18 protein-coding genes are annotated in these 17,986 nt (G+C 70.2%); 15 read left to right on the top strand and 3 right to left on the bottom strand.

All coding sequences use genetic code 11. The features are described 5' to 3' along the window. Window positions 1–1,762 (top strand): ATP-binding protein (locus ACT6XY_RS18430; protein WP_444749781.1); only part of this gene is annotated, 1,762 nt, incomplete at its 5' end. 3 nt (window positions 1,763–1,765) lie between these two features. On the opposite strand, the gene ACT6XY_RS18425 is transcribed toward ACT6XY_RS18430, so the two are convergent. Together ACT6XY_RS18425 and ACT6XY_RS18420 are read right to left on the bottom strand one after the other, a co-directional pair. Further along, entirely contained in the window at window positions 1,766–2,167 is a 402-nt protein-coding gene (locus ACT6XY_RS18425) for a type II toxin-antitoxin system VapC family toxin (RefSeq protein WP_444749780.1), read from the bottom strand. Then, window positions 2,164–2,412, bottom strand: coding sequence for an AbrB/MazE/SpoVT family DNA-binding domain-containing protein (locus tag ACT6XY_RS18420; protein ID WP_444749779.1), 249 nt, complete (start codon window positions 2,410–2,412; stop codon window positions 2,164–2,166). The genes ACT6XY_RS18425 and ACT6XY_RS18420 overlap by 4 nt, the downstream gene beginning before the upstream one ends. A 173-nt stretch (window positions 2,413–2,585) precedes the next feature. On the opposite strand from ACT6XY_RS18420, the gene trpS reads away from it, so the two are divergent. From trpS to ACT6XY_RS18350, 14 genes are all read left to right on the top strand, one after another. Further along, window positions 2,586–3,623, top strand: coding sequence for a tryptophan--tRNA ligase (gene trpS / locus ACT6XY_RS18415; protein ID WP_444749778.1), 1,038 nt, complete (start codon window positions 2,586–2,588; stop codon window positions 3,621–3,623). 121 nt (window positions 3,624–3,744) lie between these two features. Beyond that, on the top strand, window positions 3,745–4,782 hold the full coding sequence (locus ACT6XY_RS18410; RefSeq protein ID WP_444749777.1) for an amino acid ABC transporter substrate-binding protein: 1,038 nt from the start codon (window positions 3,745–3,747) through the stop codon (window positions 4,780–4,782). 79 nt (window positions 4,783–4,861) lie between these two features. Then, entirely contained in the window at window positions 4,862–6,016 is a 1,155-nt protein-coding gene (locus ACT6XY_RS18405; RefSeq protein WP_444749776.1) for an amino acid ABC transporter permease, read from the top strand. Beyond that, window positions 6,013–7,092, top strand: coding sequence for an amino acid ABC transporter permease (locus tag ACT6XY_RS18400; RefSeq protein ID WP_444749775.1), 1,080 nt, complete (start codon window positions 6,013–6,015; stop codon window positions 7,090–7,092). The genes ACT6XY_RS18405 and ACT6XY_RS18400 overlap by 4 nt, the downstream gene beginning before the upstream one ends. An 84-nt stretch (window positions 7,093–7,176) precedes the next feature. Beyond that, a complete protein-coding gene (locus tag ACT6XY_RS18395) occupies window positions 7,177–8,385 on the top strand; it encodes a CaiB/BaiF CoA transferase family protein (protein ID WP_444749774.1) in 1,209 nt (402 codons plus the stop codon). A 123-nt stretch (window positions 8,386–8,508) separates the two neighbouring features. Beyond that, window positions 8,509–8,988 (top strand): nucleoside deaminase, encoded by a 480-nt coding sequence (locus tag ACT6XY_RS18390; RefSeq protein ID WP_444749773.1) that lies wholly within the window; start codon window positions 8,509–8,511, stop codon window positions 8,986–8,988. Beyond that, window positions 8,988–10,493, top strand: a complete 1,506-nt coding sequence (locus ACT6XY_RS18385; RefSeq protein ID WP_444749772.1) for an ABC transporter ATP-binding protein — start codon at window positions 8,988–8,990, stop codon at window positions 10,491–10,493. Before ACT6XY_RS18390 ends, ACT6XY_RS18385 begins: the two co-directional genes overlap by 1 nt. Window positions 10,494–10,719: 226 nt before the next feature. Next, entirely contained in the window at window positions 10,720–11,796 is a 1,077-nt protein-coding gene (locus tag ACT6XY_RS18380; RefSeq protein ID WP_444749771.1) for an ABC transporter permease, read from the top strand. After that, window positions 11,796–12,713: an ABC transporter permease gene (locus tag ACT6XY_RS18375; RefSeq protein ID WP_444749770.1), complete on the top strand. Its 918-nt coding sequence runs from the start codon at window positions 11,796–11,798 to the stop codon at window positions 12,711–12,713. The genes ACT6XY_RS18380 and ACT6XY_RS18375 overlap by 1 nt, the downstream gene beginning before the upstream one ends. Before the next feature lie 242 nt (window positions 12,714–12,955). Next, entirely contained in the window at window positions 12,956–13,549 is a 594-nt protein-coding gene (gene hpf, locus ACT6XY_RS18370) for a ribosome hibernation-promoting factor, HPF/YfiA family (protein WP_444749769.1), read from the top strand. 80 nt (window positions 13,550–13,629) lie between these two features. Continuing rightward, on the top strand, window positions 13,630–14,094 hold the full coding sequence (gene ptsN, locus ACT6XY_RS18365) for a PTS IIA-like nitrogen regulatory protein PtsN (RefSeq protein WP_444749768.1): 465 nt from the start codon (window positions 13,630–13,632) through the stop codon (window positions 14,092–14,094). Then, a complete protein-coding gene (locus ACT6XY_RS18360; protein ID WP_444749767.1) occupies window positions 14,091–14,897 on the top strand; it encodes an ABC transporter substrate-binding protein in 807 nt (268 codons plus the stop codon). Before ptsN ends, ACT6XY_RS18360 begins: the two co-directional genes overlap by 4 nt. A 125-nt stretch (window positions 14,898–15,022) precedes the next feature. Continuing rightward, entirely contained in the window at window positions 15,023–15,580 is a 558-nt protein-coding gene (locus ACT6XY_RS18355) for a tetratricopeptide repeat protein (RefSeq protein ID WP_444749766.1), read from the top strand. Between the two features lie 65 nt (window positions 15,581–15,645). Next, on the top strand, window positions 15,646–16,428 hold the full coding sequence (locus ACT6XY_RS18350) for a hypothetical protein (protein ID WP_444749765.1): 783 nt from the start codon (window positions 15,646–15,648) through the stop codon (window positions 16,426–16,428). On the opposite strand, the gene mutS is transcribed toward ACT6XY_RS18350, so the two are convergent. After that, window positions 16,415–17,986, bottom strand: a 1,572-nt coding sequence (mutS, locus tag ACT6XY_RS18345; protein WP_444749764.1) for a DNA mismatch repair protein MutS, incomplete at its 5' end; no start/stop codon positions are given. The two genes, ACT6XY_RS18350 and mutS, sit on opposite strands and share 14 nt — an antisense overlap.

The following is a 17,986-nucleotide window of genomic DNA, read 5'->3' as shown; positions in this document are numbered from 1 at the left end:
GGGCGAGCGCAACGCCTTCCGCGAGATCGCCCGCGCCCTCGGCGCCCGCACGGACGACGCCGTGCCGACCGATCCGGCAGCCACCCGCACGCCCGACCCGCTGCCGCCGCCGGCCGAGCAGAACGCCCCTCCGGCGCCCCTGGACGAGCCCGCCGCCCCGACCGCACCCGAACTGCCGCAGACGGCGTCTCCCGCGACGGCGGGTGAGGCTCCCGCCCCGTCCTTCGTCGAGTCCGGCACGCCGTTCGGCCCGCTGCCGAGCGCCTTCGGCACGGAGGGAACGACGGCCGAGCCCGGCCAGGACGCCGATCTCGCCGCCCTCCTCGACAAGGTGCCGACGGGCCTGATCGTCCATCGCGGCAATGCCGTGCTCTTCGCCAACCGGACGCTGCTCGACTGGATCGGCTTCGCCGACGCCGCGGCTCTGGAGGAGGCGGGCGGCGTCTCGCGCCTTTTCGCCGGCGGGACCGAGAGCGGCGAGGCGGTGACGCTGACCACCGCCGGCGGTGTCGACATTCCGGTGGAGGCGCATCTGTCGCGCGTCACCTGGGCCGGGCAGTCGGCCTTCCTCTTCACCCTGACCCGCGCATCCGTGTCGGAGGCCGCCGCCGACCAGGAATCGGCGACGCTCAGCGAATTGCGCGGCCGGCTGGACGAAGTCGAGCAGATCCTCGACACCGCCACCGATGGCATCGTCATCGTCACGTCGGACGGTGCGATCGAGAGCATGAACCGGTCGGCAGAAGCGCTGTTCGGCTATGAATCGGCCGAGGTGAAGGGCCTGTCGGTGACGACGCTCTTCGCGCCCGAGAGCCATCGCTCGGCCCTCGACTATTGCGACGGGCTGCTCTCCAACGGCGTTGCCAGCGTGCTCAACGACGGCCGCCAGATCATCGGCCGGGTCAAGCAGGGCGGCCTCATCCCGCTCTACATGACCATGGGCCGCACCGGCCCCGCGGCGCGCCCGAAGCTCGCCGCCGTGTTCCGCGACATGACGCACTGGAAGAAGGCCGAGGAGGACCTCCTGGCCGCCAAGCGGCAGGCCGAGCAGGCCTCGTCGCAGAAGTCCGACTTCCTCGCCAAGATCAGCCACGAGATCCGCACCCCGCTCAACGCCATCATCGGCTTCTCCGAGGTGATGATGGAGGAGCGCTTCGGCGCCATCGGAAACGAGCGCTACCGCGACTACCTGAAGGACATCCACGCCTCCGGCGGCCATGTCCTGTCGCTGATCAACGACCTCCTCGACCTCTCCAAGATCGAGGCCGGCAAGCTGGAGCTCGCCTTCACCAGCGTCGACCTCAACGACATGGTGCAGTCGACGGTGGCGATCATGCAGCCGCAGGCGAACCGCGAGCGCGTCATCATCCGCTCCTCCCTGCAGCCGCGCCTGCCGAACGTGGTCGCCGATTCCCGCTCGCTGCGGCAGATCGTGCTGAACCTCCTGTCCAACTCGGTGAAGTTCACGCCGGCCGGCGGCCAGATCATCGTCTCCACCGGCCTGTCGGATGCGGGCGAGGCTGTGCTGCGCGTGCGCGACACCGGTGTCGGCATGACCGAGACCGAGCTCAAGGCCGCCATGGAGCCGTTCCGCCAGGTGGCCACGTCCAGCCCGCGCGCCGCCAAGGGCACCGGCCTCGGCCTGCCGCTGACCAAGGCGCTGGTGGAGGCGAACCGGGCGAGCTTCGGCATCTCCTCGGCGCCGAACCAGGGCACGCTGGTGGAGGTGGTCTTCCCGCCGACGCGCGTGCTGGCGGAGTAGGGCTCAGACCGGAGCTATCAGCTCCAGGCCCGGAAACCAGGTGCGGTAGCGGCGGGCATCGCGCGTCAGGAGCGGCCAGCCGCGGACGGCCGCGTGGGCGCCGATGAAGAAATCGGGCAGCACGCCGGTGCGAGGGCCACCGGCGCGACGATAGGCGAGGAAAACCTTGCCGGCGAGAAACAGGGCTTCGCGCGGGACGGGGTCGACGGCTATCCCCGCGCCGGCTAGGGCCGCGTCAACGTCGTCGATCCGCTCAAAGCGGACCGACAACTCGGCAAAGACGACGTCGTTGATGACGACCGGCCCGAGGATCAGGGCAGCGTCCAACCTGGCGGCCGACCAGTCTGCCCAGACCGGATCATCGGTAAAGATGTCGAGCAGAACGTTGGTGTCGGCCAGGATCATTCGTTCAGATCGCCGCGGGTGAGGGCCATGATCTCGTCCGTCGTCATGCCAGGTCCGGCGCTGCCGCGGATCCGCGCGAACCGGCTCGGCCGATCGCCCGCGCCCTCTCCCTCGGCCTTGGTCAGCACGATCTGCCCATCCACTCCGGGCCTGAACTCGACCTTGCTGCCCGGCACGATGCCGAGTGCATCCCGCACCCTTTTCGGAATCGTCACCTGGCCCTTCGTCGTCACTGTCGTCGCCATGGCGAAGCTCCAGTCTTACCCGTGGGAGCCCAAGTATTACCACGCCGGGAGCCGTCCTGCCACGCATGGCTGCGGGGTCGCCCCCGGCGAGCCTTGAAACGCCTCGCGCCGCATGCGAGGAAGCCGGCCTCCGGGACGGCAGATGGCCGCCCCTGCTCTGGGATTCCACCACCATGGCGACCTTCAAGCCGCTCGTCTTCTCGGGCATGCAGCCTTCCGGCGACCTGCACCTCGGCAACTATCTCGGCGCCCTGGTGAACTGGGTGGCGATGCAGGAGACGCACGACTGCATCTATTGCGTCGTGGACATGCACGCCATCACCGTCTGGCAGGACCCCAAGGCGCTGCAGAAGGCCATCCGCGAGGTGACCGCCGCCTATATCGCGGCCGGGATCGACCCGAAGCGCTCCACCCTGTTCAACCAGAGCCAGGTGCACGAGCACGCCGAGCTCGCCTGGGTGTTCAACTGCATCGCGCGCATCGGCTGGATGAGCCGGATGACCCAGTTCAAGGACAAGGCCGGCAAGGACCGGGAGAACGCCTCCCTCGGCCTCTTCGCCTATCCGAGCCTGATGGCCGCCGACATCCTCGCCTATCGCGCCACCCACGTGCCGGTGGGCGAGGACCAGAAGCAGCATCTGGAACTGACCCGCGACATCGCGATCAAGTTCAACAACGACTATGCCGAGCGGATCGCCGAACTCGGCCTGGGCGATGCCTTCTTCCCCGTCACCGAGCCGGTGATCATGGGGCCGGCGACGCGCGTCATGAGCCTGCGCGACGGCACGAAGAAGATGTCGAAGTCGGACCCCTCGGACTATTCGCGCATCGCGCTGACCGACGACGCCGACACCATCGCCCAGAAGATCCGCAAGGCGCGCACGGACCCGGAAGCGCTGCCGTCGGAGGAAGCGGGCCTCAAGGGCCGAGCGGAGGCCGACAACCTCGTCGGCATCTTCGCGGCGCTGGCCGGGCGCACCAAGGCCGACGTCCTCGCCGAGTTCGGGGGCGGCCAGTTCTCCGGCTTCAAGACGGCGCTGGCCGACCTGTCGGTGGCCAAGCTCTCGCCCATCACCTCGGAGATGAAGCGCCTCCTCGCCGATCCCGGCGAGATCGACCGCATCCTGGCCGACGGCGCCTCCCGCGCCCGCGCCATCGCCCGGCCGGTCATGGACCAGGTGAAGGACATCGTCGGCTTCGTGAGGGGCTGAGGAAAAATCGTCCGGCGTGACAGCGCGTCGGACAGTTGACTCTTTTCGTGCGCCTTCCGAGTGTGGCGCGGGATTTTCTCCGGCCGGATCGTTCCGCCGGAGCCTACCGGGAGCCTGTCCAATGACCCTCTTCGCCCGTGGCGCCCTCGGCGCCGCCATCCTCGCGCTCGGCGCAGGCGCTGCGAGCGCCCAGCAGCTGGCGCCCTCGCCGACGCTCGACGCCATCCGCGCCCGCGGCCATCTGGAATGCGGCGTGCACCTCGGCCTGCCGGGCTTCTCCTTCGCCAACGACAAGGGCGAGTGGACCGGCCTCGACGTCGACTTCTGCCGCGCCGTGGCTGCAGCCGTGCTCGGCGACGCCAACAAGGTGCGCTACACCCCGACGTCCGTGCAGCAGCGGTGGCCGGTGCTGCAGTCGGGCCAGGTCGACCTGCTGTCGCGCAACACCACCATCACCTTCACGCGCAACGCCACGCTCGGCGTGAACTTCCAGGGCATCAACTTCTACGAGGGCCAGACCTTCATCGTGCGCACCGCTTCGGGTGCCAAGAAGCCGACCGACCTCGAGAACGCCTCGATCTGCGTCGCCGCGGGATCGACGGAAGAGCGCATGGCCGCGGACTATTTCCGCGAGCGCAACATCAAGGTGTCGATCATCAACTTCCAGAAGAACGACGACGCCATCGCCGCCTATGACGCCGGGCGCTGCGACAGCTACACCGCCGGCATCGGCGCGCTCGCCGGCCAGCGCATCAAGCTGAAGACCCCGGGCGAGCACACCATCATGACCGAGACCATCTCCAACGATCCCCAGGGTCCGGTCACCCGCTGGGGCGACGAGCGCTGGCAGGCCGTGGTGCGCTGGGTGCTGAACGGCATGATCGCCGCCGAATATCTCGGCGTGACCTCGAAGAACGTCGACGACATGCGCGCCAACTCGAAGAACGCCGAGATCCGCCGCCTGCTCGGCGCCGACGGCAATTTCGGCGCCATGCTGGGCCTGCCGAACGAGTGGATGTTCAACGCCATCAAGCAGGTCGGGAACTATGCCGAGAGCTTCGAGCGGACGGTCGGCAAGGGCTCGCCGCTCGGCCTCGAGCGCGGCCAGAACGCCCTGTGGACCCGCGGCGGCATCCTGTTCACCTCGCCCTTCCAGTGAACCGGAACTCCTGATCCGCGACGCCATGGGCCTCCCGCCACGGGCGGGGGGCCTTCTTTCGTCCCAACCGGCTGGTGACGTGACCCGCTATTTCTACGACAAGCGCGTGCGCGAGATCTTCTGGCAGGTGGCCCTTCTGGCCGGCCTCGCCGGCACGATCGTCGTCGTCGTGCGCAACGCCTCGCAGAACATGGTCAATGCCGGCATGGCCTCCGGCTTCGACTTCCTGTGGCGCACGTCGGGCATCGACGTCTCCTTCGTGCTGACGAACTACACGCCGGACGCCAACATCCTCGCGCTGCTCTGGGTGGGTGTCGCCAACACGCTGGTCATCACCTTCGTCGCGGCGATCGCGGCGACCCTGCTCGGCTTCGTCATCGGCGTCGCGCGGCTCTCGGCGAACAAGCTGCTCTCGGGCCTTGCCGGCGCCTATATCGAGTTCGTCCGCAACATCCCGCTGCTGTTCTTCGTCCTGTTCTGGTATTTCGGCGTCATCGCAGCCCTGCCGGGCCCGCGCCAGTCCATCGGCCTCTTCGCCGTCGCCTTCCTCAACAACCGCGGCCTGACCATCCCGATCCCGACGGACGGCACCGCCTTCCGCATCGCCGCCCTCGTCGTCTTCGCCGGCTTCGTCGCGCAGGCGGCCATCGCGATCTGGGCCAAGCGTCGGCGCGACGCCACCGGCGCCATCTTCCCGGTCTGGGCAACGGGCCTCGCGCTGTTCCTCGGCGTGCCGGCGGTCGCCTTCGGCATCGCCTCGGTGGTGAGCGCCTGGGACGTGCCGGCGCTGCGCGGCTTCAATTTCCGCGGCGGTTTCGTGCTGGTGCCGGAGTTCGTGGCACTGTTCGCGGCGCTCGCGACCTACACGGCAGGCTTCATCGCCGAGATCGTGCGCGGCGGCATCCAGTCCGTCGTCAAGGGCCAGTGGGAGGCCGCCTATGCGCTCGGCCTCAGGCCGAACCGGGCGCTGAGCCTCATCGTCATTCCCCAGGCGATGCGGGTGATGATCCCGCCGCTGACCAGCCAGTATCTCAACGTGCTGAAGAACTCGTCCTTCGGTGCCGCCATCGCCTTTCCCGAGCTCGTCAGCGTCTTCGTCGGCTCGGCGCTGACCAATACCGGTCAGGCCATCGAGATCATCGCCATCACGCTGGCGATCTATCTCGCCCTCGGCCTCGCCGTCTCGGCCTTCATGAACTGGTACAACGCCCGGACGCGGCTGGTGACCCGATGACCGCCGCCAGCACCCTCGGCGTCCGGCCGGTCCGCGCCTCGCTCGTGCGCCGGCTCAAGGCCGACTATTTCTCGACGCCGCTCAACACCGTCGTGTCTTTGCTCTGCCTTGCGGCCATCGTCGCCATCGTGGTGCCCATCGTCAGGTGGGCGCTCATCGACGCGCATTTCGCCGGCTCGACGCGGGCCGACTGCACCGGCGGCGGCGCCTGCTGGGTCTTCGTCAAGGCGCGCTTCGGCCAGTTCATGTACGGGTTCTATCCGCCCTCCGAGCGGTGGCGGGTCAATCTCGCGGCGCTCCTGATGATCGGCGCGACGGCGCTGTCCTTCTGGCCGGGCCTGCCGCGGCGGGCGCTCGCCGTGCCGCTGCTCTGGGCCGCGTTCCTCGTCGTCGCGGCCTGGCTCCTCGCCGGCGGCGCCGGCCTGCCGCGGGTGGAGACGCGCCAGTGGGGCGGGCTGATGCTCACCGTCTTCCTGTCGGTCTATGCCGGGGCGCTCGCCGTGCCGCTCGGCATCCTGCTCGCCCTCGGCCGCCAGTCAGAACTGCCGGTGATCCGGCTTGTGGCGACCATCTTCATCGAGTTCTGGCGCGGCGTGCCGATCATCACCGTGATCTTCCTCGCCTCGCTGCTGCTCCCGCTCGTCATGCCGGCAGGCTGGGACATCGACCGCCTCATCCGCGCCCTCGTCGGCCTCGCCTTCGTCATCGCCGCCTACATGGCGGAGGCGGTGCGCGGCGGGCTGCAGGCGGTGCCGAAGGGGCAGTGGGAGGCGGCGAGCGCCCAGGGGCTCGGCTACTGGCAGACGACGGGGCTCATTGTCCTGCCGCAGGCGCTGCGCATCTCCATGCCGGCCATGACCAACGAGTTCATCGCCCTGGTGAAGAACACCTCGCTGGTCTCCATCGTCTCGATCTTCGACCTCCTCGGCATCGCCCAGGCCTCGCTCGCCGATCCCGCCTGGGTGGGCATGAACATGGAGGCCTATGCCTTCGCCGGCACGGTCTACTGGCTCATCTGCTTCGGCCTGTCGCGCTGGTCGCGGCACCTCGAGACCTCCCGCAAGACGACGCACTGACGGCACGGGTGCCCTGCCCGCGCGTCCTTGCCGCCCCCGCGCGTCGCGGCTAGGTCTGCCGTCCGCACGCGAAGGAGCCCCGCCATGACCGCCCCCGCCACCGGTCCCCTCTCCGACATCAAGGTGATCGAGCTCGGCTCCTTCATCGCCGGACCCTATTGCGGCCAGCTCCTCGCCGACATGGGCGCCGACCTCGTCAAATTCGAGGACCCGGGCAAGGGCGACCCGATGCGCCAGTGGGGATTCGCCAAGAAGGACGGCGCCTCCGTCTGGTGGCCGGTCATCGGCCGCAACAAGAAGAGCGTCACGATCGACCTCAGGAAGAGCCGGGGGCAGGACATCCTGCGCCGGCTCCTGACGGACGCCGACGTGCTGCTGGAGAACTTCCGGCCGGGCACGCTGGAGAAGTGGGGCCTCACGGTCGAGGCCCTGCACGCGCTCAATCCGAAGCTCATCATTGCCCGCGTCTCCGGCTACGGCCAGTACGGCCCCTATGCGGAGAAGGCCGGCTTTGCCGCCGTCGCCGAGGCCATGGGCGGCATGCGCACCATCAACGGTTACCCCGACCGGCTGCCGACGCGCACGGGCCTGTCGATCGGCGACACGCTGGCCGGCATCTACACCGCCTTCGGCATCGTCTCGGCGCTCCACCAGCGCTCCCTAGATGGCAAGGGCCAGGTCATCGACGTCGGCCTCACCGACGCCATCCTCGCCTCGATCGAGGGGATCGTGGCGGAGTATTCGGTCACGGGGCACGTGCGCGGGCGCACCGGCCTGACCTCGCCCGGTTTCGCGCCCTCCAACATCTACCCGACGCTGGACGGCCACCACATCGTCATCGGCGCCAATGCCGACACGATCTGCAAGCGGCTCTTCACCGTCATGGGCATGGATTTCCTGATGGAGGATCCGCGCTTTGCCACGCACGGGGCGCGCGGACAGCCGGACAACCAGGCGGAGATCGACCGCATCATCGGCGACTGGACGCGCACCAAGCCGCGCGACGAGCTGCTGGCGCTGCTCGACGGCGCATCGGTGCCGGCGGGCGGGGTCAACGACGCGGCGGCGGTGGCGACAGACCCGCATTTCCGCGCCCGCGACATGATCGTCGAGGTGGAGGCGCAGGGCCTCGGCCGTATGCTGATGCAGGGCATCGTGCCGAAGCTGACCCGCACCCCCGGCGCCATCCGCTGGACCGGCGCGCGGCTCGGCGAACATACCGACGCGGTGCTGGCGGCGGCGGGCTATTCGGCGGAAGAGATCGCGGCAATGCGGACGGGCGGAGTGCTCTGAGAAGTAGAGTTCGGCTGCGGCGCGGGGCGTTCTGCATCGGGCAAGGCGCCAGAAGGTTCCAGCCTTCAAAGTTCCCCGCAGCCCCGAATTGACTTACGCCCCCCGCCCGCGTGAGATCGGCCGATGAGAACCGATCTCGACGCCCTGTTCATGGCCCGCACCGTCGCCCTGTCGCGCGAGCACATGCAGGCCGGCCATGGCGGGCCCTTCGGCGCCGTCGTGGTGATGGAGGGCAAGGTGGTGGCCGAGGGCTGGAACCAGGTCACCTCGACCAACGACCCCACCGCCCATGCCGAGGTCGTCGCCATCCGGCGCGCCTGCACCGCGCTGAACCGCTTCGACCTCAAGGGCGCCACCCTCTATTCGAGCTGCGAGCCCTGCCCCATGTGCCTCGCCGCGGCGCTGTGGGCGCGCGTCGACCGCATCGTCTACGGCAACACCCGCGAGGACGCCGCCGCCATCGGCTTCGACGACGCGCCCTTCTATGCGGAGGTGACGCGCGCACCGGACATCACCATGGCGCGCATGGACCACCGACCCTCGGCAGAGGCGCGCGGCGTCTTCCTCGAATGGGCGGCGAAACCCGACAAGGTTGCCTATTGATGGCGCCGCTGCTGGAAGCCAGGGGCGTCGTCCGCAGGTTCGGCGCCCTCGTCGCCAACGACCATGTCGACCTCGCCGTGGCGCCCTCCGAGATCCACGCCCTGCTCGGCGAGAACGGCGCCGGCAAGTCGACGCTGGTGAAGATCCTCTACGGCCTGTTGCAGCCCTCGGAAGGCACCATCGCCTGGGAGGGCCGGCCGGTGACCATCGCCAGCCCGGCTGCGGCGCGCCGGCTCGGCATTGGCATGGTGTTCCAGCATTTCTCGCTGTTCGAGGCGCTCACCGTCGCCGAGAACGTCGCACTTTCCCTGCCGGCCACCACGCCCATCGCGACGATCGAGGCGGAGGTGGCGCGGCTGTCGCGGGCCTACGGCCTGCCGCTGGAGCCGAAGCGCGAGGTCTGGCGCCTGTCGGTCGGCGAGCGGCAGCGCATCGAGATCGTCCGCGCCCTGCTGCAGGACCCGAAGCTCCTCATCCTCGACGAGCCGACCTCGGTGCTCACCCCGCAGGAGGCCGACCAGCTCTTCGTCACGCTGGAGACCCTGAAGGCCGAGGGGCGGAGCATCCTCTACATCTCCCACAAGCTCGACGAGGTGCGCCGGCTCTGCGACCGGGCGACCGTGCTGCGCCTCGGCAGGGTCGTGGCGACGGCGACGCCGCGGGAGGAGACGGCGGCGAGCCTCGCCCGCCTGATGGTCGGCACGGAGGTCGGCGAGGTGCGCACCGCGCCGCATGCGGCGGGAGCCGACCGTCTGGTGGTCAAGGGCCTGTCGCTGCCGGCAGCCGACACCCACGGCACGCGCCTGAAGGACATCGACCTGACGGTGCGCGCCGGCGAGATCGTGGGGATCGCGGGAATCGCCGGCAATGGCCAGGACGAGTTCTTCGCCGCGCTGTCGGGCGAGAGGACGAGCCCGGCGGAGAGCATCAGCCTGGACGGGCGGGCGATCGGCGGGCTCGGCGTCAGCGCCCGCCGCCGGCTCGGTGCCGCCTTCGTACCGGAGGAGCGGCTCGGCCATGCGGCAGCGCCCGGCTTCACCCTCACGGAAAACGCGCTCCTCTCCGGCCATGCCACCAACGGATTCGTCCGGCGGGGCCTCGTCGACGGCGGTGCGCTGACAGACTGGGTCGCCCGGGTGGTCCGCGCCTTCGACGTCAGGACCAGCGGGCCGAACCCGCAGGCCCGGGCGCTCTCCGGCGGCAACCTGCAGAAATTCGTCGTCGGCCGCGAGATCCTGCGCGAGCCGAAGCTCCTGGTCGTGGCGCAGCCGACCTGGGGCGTCGACGCGGCCGCGGCCACCACCATCCGCCAGGCGCTGGTGGACCTCGCAGCGCGCGGCGCGGCCGTGCTCGTCGTCAGCCAGGACCTCGACGAGCTCTTCGCCCTCGCCGACCGCCTCGCGGTCATCTCGGAGGGGCGGCTCAGCGCGGCGACGCCGACGGCGGGCCTCGACCGCGAGACCGTCGGGCTGATGATGGGCGGCATCCACGGAGTCGCGGCATGAGGACGACTGCCGCCCAAGCCCTTGGGGTGACGCCGCACAAGAGCCCCACCCGCGCCCTCCCCGCGCTCCGCCCGGGGAGGGGGACTACGGCGTCGCACCCCGTTTTCGCGGTCGTGCCAGGCGCGACCGGGAAGGACGAACCGGGACGTCATGGTCCCCCTCCCCGCGCGGAGCGCGGGGAGGGTGCGGGGGCGGCCTTCAGGCCCGCCATCTCCACGAGGCCACCATGCGCCTGATCCTGGAACGCCGCGACGACCGCCCGGCGTGGATTGCGCTCGCCTCGCCGCTGGCCGCCGTGGCGCTTACTCTCGTCGCCGGCGCCATCCTCTTCGCCCTGCTCGGCAAGGCTCCGCTCGCGGCGCTGAAGGTGTTCTTCGTCGATCCCCTGAGCGACGGCTGGGCGCTGCAGGAGCTCGCGGTCAAGGCGACGCCGCTGATCCTCATCGCCGTCGGCCTGACGCTCTGCTACCGCGCCAATGTCTGGAACATCGGCGCAGAGGGCCAGCTCGTCATGGGCGCGGTCTTCGGCTCCTGGCTGGCGCTCGCAACCCACGGCACGCCGAACGGGCCCTGGGTCTGGCCGGCCATGCTGGCGCTCGGCATTCTCGGCGGCCTGCTCTGGGCGCTGATCCCGGCCCTGCTCAAGGCGCGGCTCGGGGTCAACGAGATCCTGACCAGCCTGATGCTGGTCTATGTCGCCGAGCTCATCCTCGACTACCTCGTCCGCGGGCGCTGGCGCGACCCCAAGGGCTTCAATTTCCCGCAGTCGGTGAATTTCGAGCCTGAGGCGACCATGCCGCTGCTCTTCGAGGCGGGCCGCCTGCATGCCGGCTTCCTCATCGCCATCGTCGTGGCGCTCGCCGCAGCGCTGATGATGGGGCGCAGCCTCAAGGGCTTCGAGATCCGCCTCGCCGGGGAGGCGCCGCGCGCTGCCCGGTTCGCCGGCTTCGGCACGGCCCGCACCACTCTCTTCGTCTTCGCCGTCTCCGGCGCGCTGGCGGGCCTCGCCGGCATCATCGAGGTGGCGGGGCCGATCGGCCAGCTCCAGCCCTCCATCTCGCCCGGATACGGCTTCACCGCCATCATCGTCGCCTTCCTCGGACGGCTGAACCCGATCGGCGCGCTGATCGCAGGCCTGTTCCTCGCCCTCACCTTCATCGGTGGCGAGAATGCGCAGATCGCGATGCGAATCCCCCTCGACGTGACGCGCGTCTTCCAGGGCCTGCTCCTGTTCTTCGTGCTCGGCTGCGACACGTTCCTGCTCTACCGGCTGCGGCTGGTCGAACCGGCGAGGGCCGCCTGATGGGCATGACCGAGGCCATCCTCCTCACCATCATCACTGCCGCGACGCCGCTGCTCATCGCCGCGCTCGGCGAGCTGGTGGTGGAACGCTCGGGCGTGCTCAACCTCGGCGTCGAGGGGATGATGATCGTCGGGGCCGCCACCGGCTTCGCCGCCGCCATCCTGACGGGTTCGACCCTCGTCGGCATCCTTGCGGGGATTGCGGCTGGCATGATCCTCGCCGCGGTCTTCGCCGCGCTCGCCCTAGGCCTTGCGGCGAACCAGGTGGCGACGGGCCTCGCCCTCACCATCCTCGGCATCGGCCTGTCGGGCCTCATCGGCCGCGACTTCGTCGGTGCGCGACGCGATCCGCTCGCCAAGATCGCGGTCCCATGGCTCTCCGACCTGCCGGTGGTCGGCAAGGTGCTCTTCACGCAGGACCCGATCGTCTATGCCTCCGCGCTATTGGCGGTGGGCGTCTGGTGGTTCCTGTGGAAGACGCGGGCGGGCCTCGTGCTCAGGGCGGTGGGGGAGAGCCACGGCGCCGCCCATGCGCTCGGCTATCCGGTGCTCCGCATCCGCTTCCTCGCCGTGCTGTTCGGCGGCGGCTGCGCGGGCCTCGCCGGTGCCTATCTCTCGCTCGCCTACACGCCCTTCTGGTCTCCCGGCATGACGGCGGGGCGCGGCTGGATCGCCCTCGCCATCGTCGTCTTCGCGGGATGGCTGCCGTTGCGGGCGGTTCTGGGAGCCTATCTCTTCGGCGGCGTCACGGTGCTGCAGCTCCATGCCCAGGCGCGCGGCTGGGGCATTCCAAGTCAGGCCATGTCGGCGTTGCCCTATCTCGCGACCATCGTCGTTCTCGTCGTCATCAGCCTCCGGCGGCGCGGCGAGGCGCAGGCGCCTGCCGCCCTTGGAACGCCCTTCGTCCCCGACCGCTGATCCGGTGCACAGGCTGTCCGACCGCCGCGACACCGGCGTCGGACACCATTAGAAACCCGCACTCATTTCAAGGGTTTAACGGATGCGCCAGAGCCATGCCCGAGGGCATTCCCCGGCGTTGCGGGCGGGTGGTCGCATTGACTTGTCCCAAGGCAGTCCTTACCCCTTGGGACCATAAGAAGAAGGCTTCGGGGCGTCGTCGTGCGGCGGCGCCGGATCGAACAGAACATCGGAGGAGCCCCATGGCTCTGCGCATTTCCGGCAAGAATCTCGATATCGGCGAGGCGCTCCGCGAGAGGATCGCAGGGCGGGTCGGCGAGGCCGCGCAGCGCTACATCGACGGCCGGGTCACGGGCCACGTCACCGTCGAGAAAGAGGCCCACGGCTTTCGCACCATCGCCGCGCTCCACCTGCCCACCGGCATGTCATTGCAGGCCGAGGCCTTCGCGGCGGACGCCTATGCCGCCTGCGACCTCGGCGTCGAGCGCATCGAGAAGCGGCTCAGGCGCTATGCGCGCCGGCTGAAGGACCGCGCCGGGCACCAGGCCCAGCCGGCCGGCATCGAGATGCCCTATGTCGTCATCGAGGCTCCGAAGGAGGAGACCGAGGAGGACGAGGGCGCCAACGGTGCCTTCGAGCCGGTCATCATCGCCGAGCAGACCTCGTCCATGCGGCGCATGACGGTGGCGGATGCGGTGATGGAACTCGACCTGACCGGTGCGGCCGCGCTCGTCTTCCATCACGCTGTTCACGGCCGCGTGAATGTGGTTTACAGGCGCGCAGATGGCCACGTGGGTTGGATCGATCCGCCGGCCATGGCGAACGGCTCCGCCTGAGCGCGTCATGGCACCGTCATTGCATGGAGATTAATGGCGGGCCTGACGAATCGGTCCGCGTCCTATCCGAGAAGGCAGCCATGCCGCTTCCAGACATCATTGCCGAAGGCGCGATCATTCCCGCCCTCAGGGCGACCTCGAAGAAGCATCTGCTCCAGGAACTCGCCGCCCGTGCGGCGGCCCTGACCGGCAGGCCGGCGCAGGACATCTTCGACACGCTGAGCGAGCGCGAGACCCTGGGCTCCACCGGTGCAGGGAGCGGAATTGCCATTCCGCACGGCAAGCTGCCGAAGCTCGAGCGGGTGTTTGGCCTGTTCGCGCGGCTGGAGCGGCCGGTGGACTTCGACGCCATCGACGGCCAGCCGGTGGACCTCGTCTTCACGCTGCTGGCGCCCGAGGGCGCCGGGGCAGACCACCTGAAGGCGCTGTCGCGAATCGCCCGGCTCACCCGCGATCCCGGCAACGTGCAGAAGCTGCGCAACGCCCGCGACGAAGCGAGCCTGCGCGCCCTTCTCGCGAGCCCCCCGGAAACACACGCGGCGTGAGAGGCCTCGTCCTCGCCGCCTGCCTGGTGGCGGCGGGCATCTCCGCCGCCGAGGCGACCCCCCGGCGCATCGTCTCCCTCAACCTGTGCGCCGACCAGCTCGTGCTGGCGTTGGCCGACCGCAGCCAGATCGCCGCCCTGTCGTCGCTTGCCCGCGACGCCCGCGTGTCGGCGGCAGCCGAGGCCGCCCGCGGTATCCCCCAGACCGGAGGCAGCGCCGAGGAGGCCCTGGCGCTCGCGCCCGACCTCGTCCTCCTCGGTCCGCTCGACAGGCTCGGCACGGGCCGCGTCCTCGCCGCCCGCGGCCTCAGGGTAGAACGGCTCCCCCTGCCCGCTTCGCTCGCCGAAGCCGCCGCACTGGTGCGGCACACGGCCGCGCTGCTCGGCCACCCCGAGCGGGGCGAAGCCCTCGCCCGCCAGCTGGACCTGCCCCCCTCGCAGGACGAGCGGTGGGTGTCGGCCCTGCCCTACGAGCGGCGCGGCTATGCGGCGGGACCGCACTCGATCCTCGGCGAACTCGCCGCGCGCGCCGGCTTCCGTCATGCAGCTCCCGGAACCGGCCTCGGCGGGTTCGTGAGCCTCGAAACGGTGGTGGCGCGCCGGCCCGACGTGCTGATCCTCGGCGAAGGAGCGCCGGGCGCTGCCGACCAGGGCGCGGCCATGCTCGCCCATCCGGCGCTCGCCCGGCTCTATCCACCGAGCAAGCGCGTGGTGGTGCCGGACGCGCTGACCCTCTGCCCCGGCCCAGGATTCGTCGCCGCCCTCCGGCTGCTCAGGCAGGCGCATTCCGGCCTTTCGCCCTGAGGCCGGGCACCGAACCGCCGCAATTGCCGGCCAGCCTTGTCCAGGTCTTGGCTTGTCCGCTGCGGATGCCCAGATAAACTCGCCGGGACCGCACGGTCCTCATCCGATGCCAGAGCGGAGCCAGCGTGTCCGACAGGATTGCCTTCGACGAATGCCTGCAGCTCGTGCTGAAGCTCGACGCCATGAAGCCGGCCGAGGGCCAGCCGAGGCGGCTCGACGCACTGTTCCGCGACCTCGCGCGGTTCAAGCCGCACCAGCCGGCCTATGAGCTGCAGGACCTGATCTGGGCGATCTGGACCAATCACGAGGACGACTATGCCGACGAGGCGATGGAACAGGCGATCAACGCCATCGCGCTGAAGGACTACGACGTCGCCCAGCTGGTCCTCGACGCCCTGGTGGATGCCCGCCCGGAATGGTCGGAGGCCTGGAACAAGCGGGCCACGCTCAACTTCATCCGCGGCGACGACGCCTATGCGGTGCGTGACGTGATGGAGGCGCTGAAGCGCGAGCCGCGCCATTTCGGCGCGCTGTCGGGCTTCGCGCAGATCTGCCTGCGCCACGGCCGCGAGACCGAGGCCCTCATCGCCTTCGAGGCGGCGCTGGCGGTGAACCCGCATCTCGAGGGGGTTGCGGCCCTCGTCGCCGAGATGCACGCCAATGGCGGGCGCGTCCTGCACTGAGACGGCTGCCCGCGGCGGCGCGAAGCGGATAAGCCTCGGGTCCCTCCGCCCGGCGTGCTGATCCCGTGTTCCTCCTCTCCCTCCTCCTGAAGGCTGCGACCACGGCGTTCATCGTCGTCGCGGCATCGCTCGTCGCCGAGCGGTCGCGCCCCTTCATCGCCGCCCTCGTGCTGGCGTTGCCGGTCTCGACCGGGCCGGCCTATGTGCTGCTGGCGCTCGACCATGACGCCGCCTTCATCGCCCGCGCGGCGCTGTCGAGCCTTGCCGGCAATGTCGCCATCGTCCCCGCGGCGCTCGCCTATGCCTTTCTCGCCCGGCGCGGAGCGGGCCTCGCCATCGCCTTTGCCGGCATGGTCGCCGCCTGGCTCGCGGGGGTGCTCGCGGTGAAGGCCTTCGACTGGACCATCGGCTCGGCGCTGATCCTCAACCTCGTCGTGTTTGCCGCGGCCGCGGCCATCACCTGGTCGTGGCGGGGCGGGGAGAAGCCGCCGCCCATGCGCCGGCGCTGGTTCGACATTCCCCTGCGCGCGACCATCGTCGTCTCGGTGGTGGTCGGCGTGATCCTCGTGTCGGAGCGGGTCGGTCCCGCGGCGACCGGCATGGCGGCGCTGTTTCCGGCGAGCTTTTCGAGTTTCATCCTGCTGATGCACCGCCGCCTCGGCGGCCCGGCGGTGGCCGCCGCCTTCGTCAACGGCATGACGATGATCTTCGGCTTCACCGGCTACCTGCTGGTCATGCACCTCTTCGCGCTACGCGGCGAGGTGTGGACCGGCATGGCCATCGGCCTCTGCATCCCGCTCGCCTGGTCGGCAATCCTGCTGGTGCTGAACCGGGTCAGGGCGTCCTGACGCGTCGCGCCTTCAGCGCATAGAGCGCCTCGTGGGCCTCGCGCGGCGTCATGTCGTCGGGGTCCATGCCGTCGAGAAGATCGAGGACGGGGTCGGCCTGTGGTGCCGCCACGGGCCGGGGCGCCGCGGCGAAGAGCGGGAGGTCGTCCACCATCCGCCGCGTCGGCGCGGACCGGTCGGTCGCCTCCAGCTCGGCCAGCACCTGCCGCGCGCGCTCGACCACAGTGGATGGCAGGCCCGCGAGCTTCGCCACCTGGATGCCGTAGGAGCGGTCGGCGGCCCCTTCCGTCACCTCGTGCAGGAAGATCACGTCGCCGCGCCATTCCTTCACGCGCATGGTGGCGTTGGAGAGCCGGTCCAGCCTCCGCGACAGCACGGTCAGCTCGTGGAAGTGGGTGGCGAAGAGCGCCCGGCAGCGGTTCGTCTCGTGCAGGTGCTCCACCGCCGCCCAGGCGATGGAGAGGCCGTCGAAGGTCGCCGTGCCGCGGCCGATCTCGTCGAGGATGACGAGGGCGCGCGGGCCCGACTGGTTGAGGATCGCCGCCGTCTCGACCATCTCGACCATGAAGGTGGAGCGGCCGCGGGCGAGATCGTCGGCGGCGCCGACGCGGGAGAAGAGACGGTCGACGATGCCGATATGGGCCGAGGCCGCCGGCACGAAGGCGCCGGCCTGGGCGAGCACCGCCACGAGGGCGTTCTGCCGGAGGAAGGTCGACTTGCCCGCCATGTTGGGACCGGTGATCAGCCAGATGCGGCCGCGGGGCTCGTGGCTCTTGCCGTCGCTCCCGGAGAGGTCGCAGTCGTTGGCGACGAAGGGGGCGCGGCCGCGGATCGCCTGCTCGACGACGGGATGGCGCGCCTGCTTCACCGCGAAGGCGAGGGAATTGTCCACCAGCGGCCGGCACCAGGCCTCCTCGGCCGCGAGCGTGGCGTTGGAGGCGGCGACGTCGAGGACGGCGATGGCGCTCGCGGCCGCGCGGATGGCGTCGGAGCGGTCGAGTATGGCGCGCACCAGCTCGGCGAAGACGTCGAGCTCAATGCCCAGCGCCCGGTCGGCGGCACCGGCGATCTTCGCCTCCAGCTGGCCGAGCTCCGTGGTGGAGAAGCGCATCGCGCCCGCCATGGTCTGGCGATGGATGAAGGTCTCGTTCAACGGGGCCTTCAGGAAGGTCTCGCCGTGCTGCTGGGCGACCTCGACGAAATAGCCGAGCACATTGTTGTGCTTGACCTTGAGGGCGCGGATGCCGGTCTCCTCGGCGTAGCGGGTCTGCAGCGAGGCGATGACGCGGCGGCTCTCGTCGCGCAGGGCCCGGGTCTCGTCGAGGCTGTCGCGGTAGCCGGGCCTGACGAAGCCGCCGTCGCGCTTGAGCAGCGGCAGGTCCTCGGCGAGCGCTGCGGCGAGGTGGGCGGCCAGCACCTGATCGGGACGGGCGAGGCCTTCCGCCGCGGCGGTGAGTTCGCCGGCGCCCGTGTCCGCGACGAGATCGGCGAGGCTCGCTGCGGCGACGAGGCCCTGGCCGATGGCCGCGAGATCGCGCGGGCCGCCGCGGTCCATGGC

This window comes from Phreatobacter sp. (assembly GCF_052440005.1).
In the GTDB taxonomy this organism is placed as follows: Bacteria; Pseudomonadota; Alphaproteobacteria; order Rhizobiales; family Phreatobacteraceae; genus Phreatobacter.
This window is presented reverse-complemented; position numbering and strand designations above follow the sequence as displayed.

Bases quoted from the DNA above. Each gene is read 5' to 3' on its own strand.
- ACT6XY_RS18425 (WP_444749780.1), bottom strand. From the start codon at position 2,167: ATGATCCTGGCCGACACCAACGTTCTGCTCGACATCTTTACCGATGAT.
- ACT6XY_RS18420 (WP_444749779.1), bottom strand. From the start codon at position 2,412: ATGGCGACGACAGTGACGACGAAGGGCCAGGTGACGATTCCGAAAAGG.
- trpS (WP_444749778.1), top strand. From the start codon at position 2,586: ATGGCGACCTTCAAGCCGCTCGTCTTCTCGGGCATGCAGCCTTCCGGC.
- ACT6XY_RS18410 (WP_444749777.1), top strand. From the start codon at position 3,745: ATGACCCTCTTCGCCCGTGGCGCCCTCGGCGCCGCCATCCTCGCGCTC.
- ACT6XY_RS18400 (WP_444749775.1), top strand. From the start codon at position 6,013: ATGACCGCCGCCAGCACCCTCGGCGTCCGGCCGGTCCGCGCCTCGCTC.
- ACT6XY_RS18395 (WP_444749774.1), top strand. From the start codon at position 7,177: ATGACCGCCCCCGCCACCGGTCCCCTCTCCGACATCAAGGTGATCGAG.
- ACT6XY_RS18390 (WP_444749773.1), top strand. From the start codon at position 8,509: ATGAGAACCGATCTCGACGCCCTGTTCATGGCCCGCACCGTCGCCCTG.
- ACT6XY_RS18385 (WP_444749772.1), top strand. From the start codon at position 8,988: ATGGCGCCGCTGCTGGAAGCCAGGGGCGTCGTCCGCAGGTTCGGCGCC.
- ACT6XY_RS18380 (WP_444749771.1), top strand. From the start codon at position 10,720: ATGCGCCTGATCCTGGAACGCCGCGACGACCGCCCGGCGTGGATTGCG.
- ACT6XY_RS18375 (WP_444749770.1), top strand. From the start codon at position 11,796: ATGGGCATGACCGAGGCCATCCTCCTCACCATCATCACTGCCGCGACG.
- hpf (WP_444749769.1), top strand. From the start codon at position 12,956: ATGGCTCTGCGCATTTCCGGCAAGAATCTCGATATCGGCGAGGCGCTC.
- ptsN (WP_444749768.1), top strand. From the start codon at position 13,630: ATGCCGCTTCCAGACATCATTGCCGAAGGCGCGATCATTCCCGCCCTC.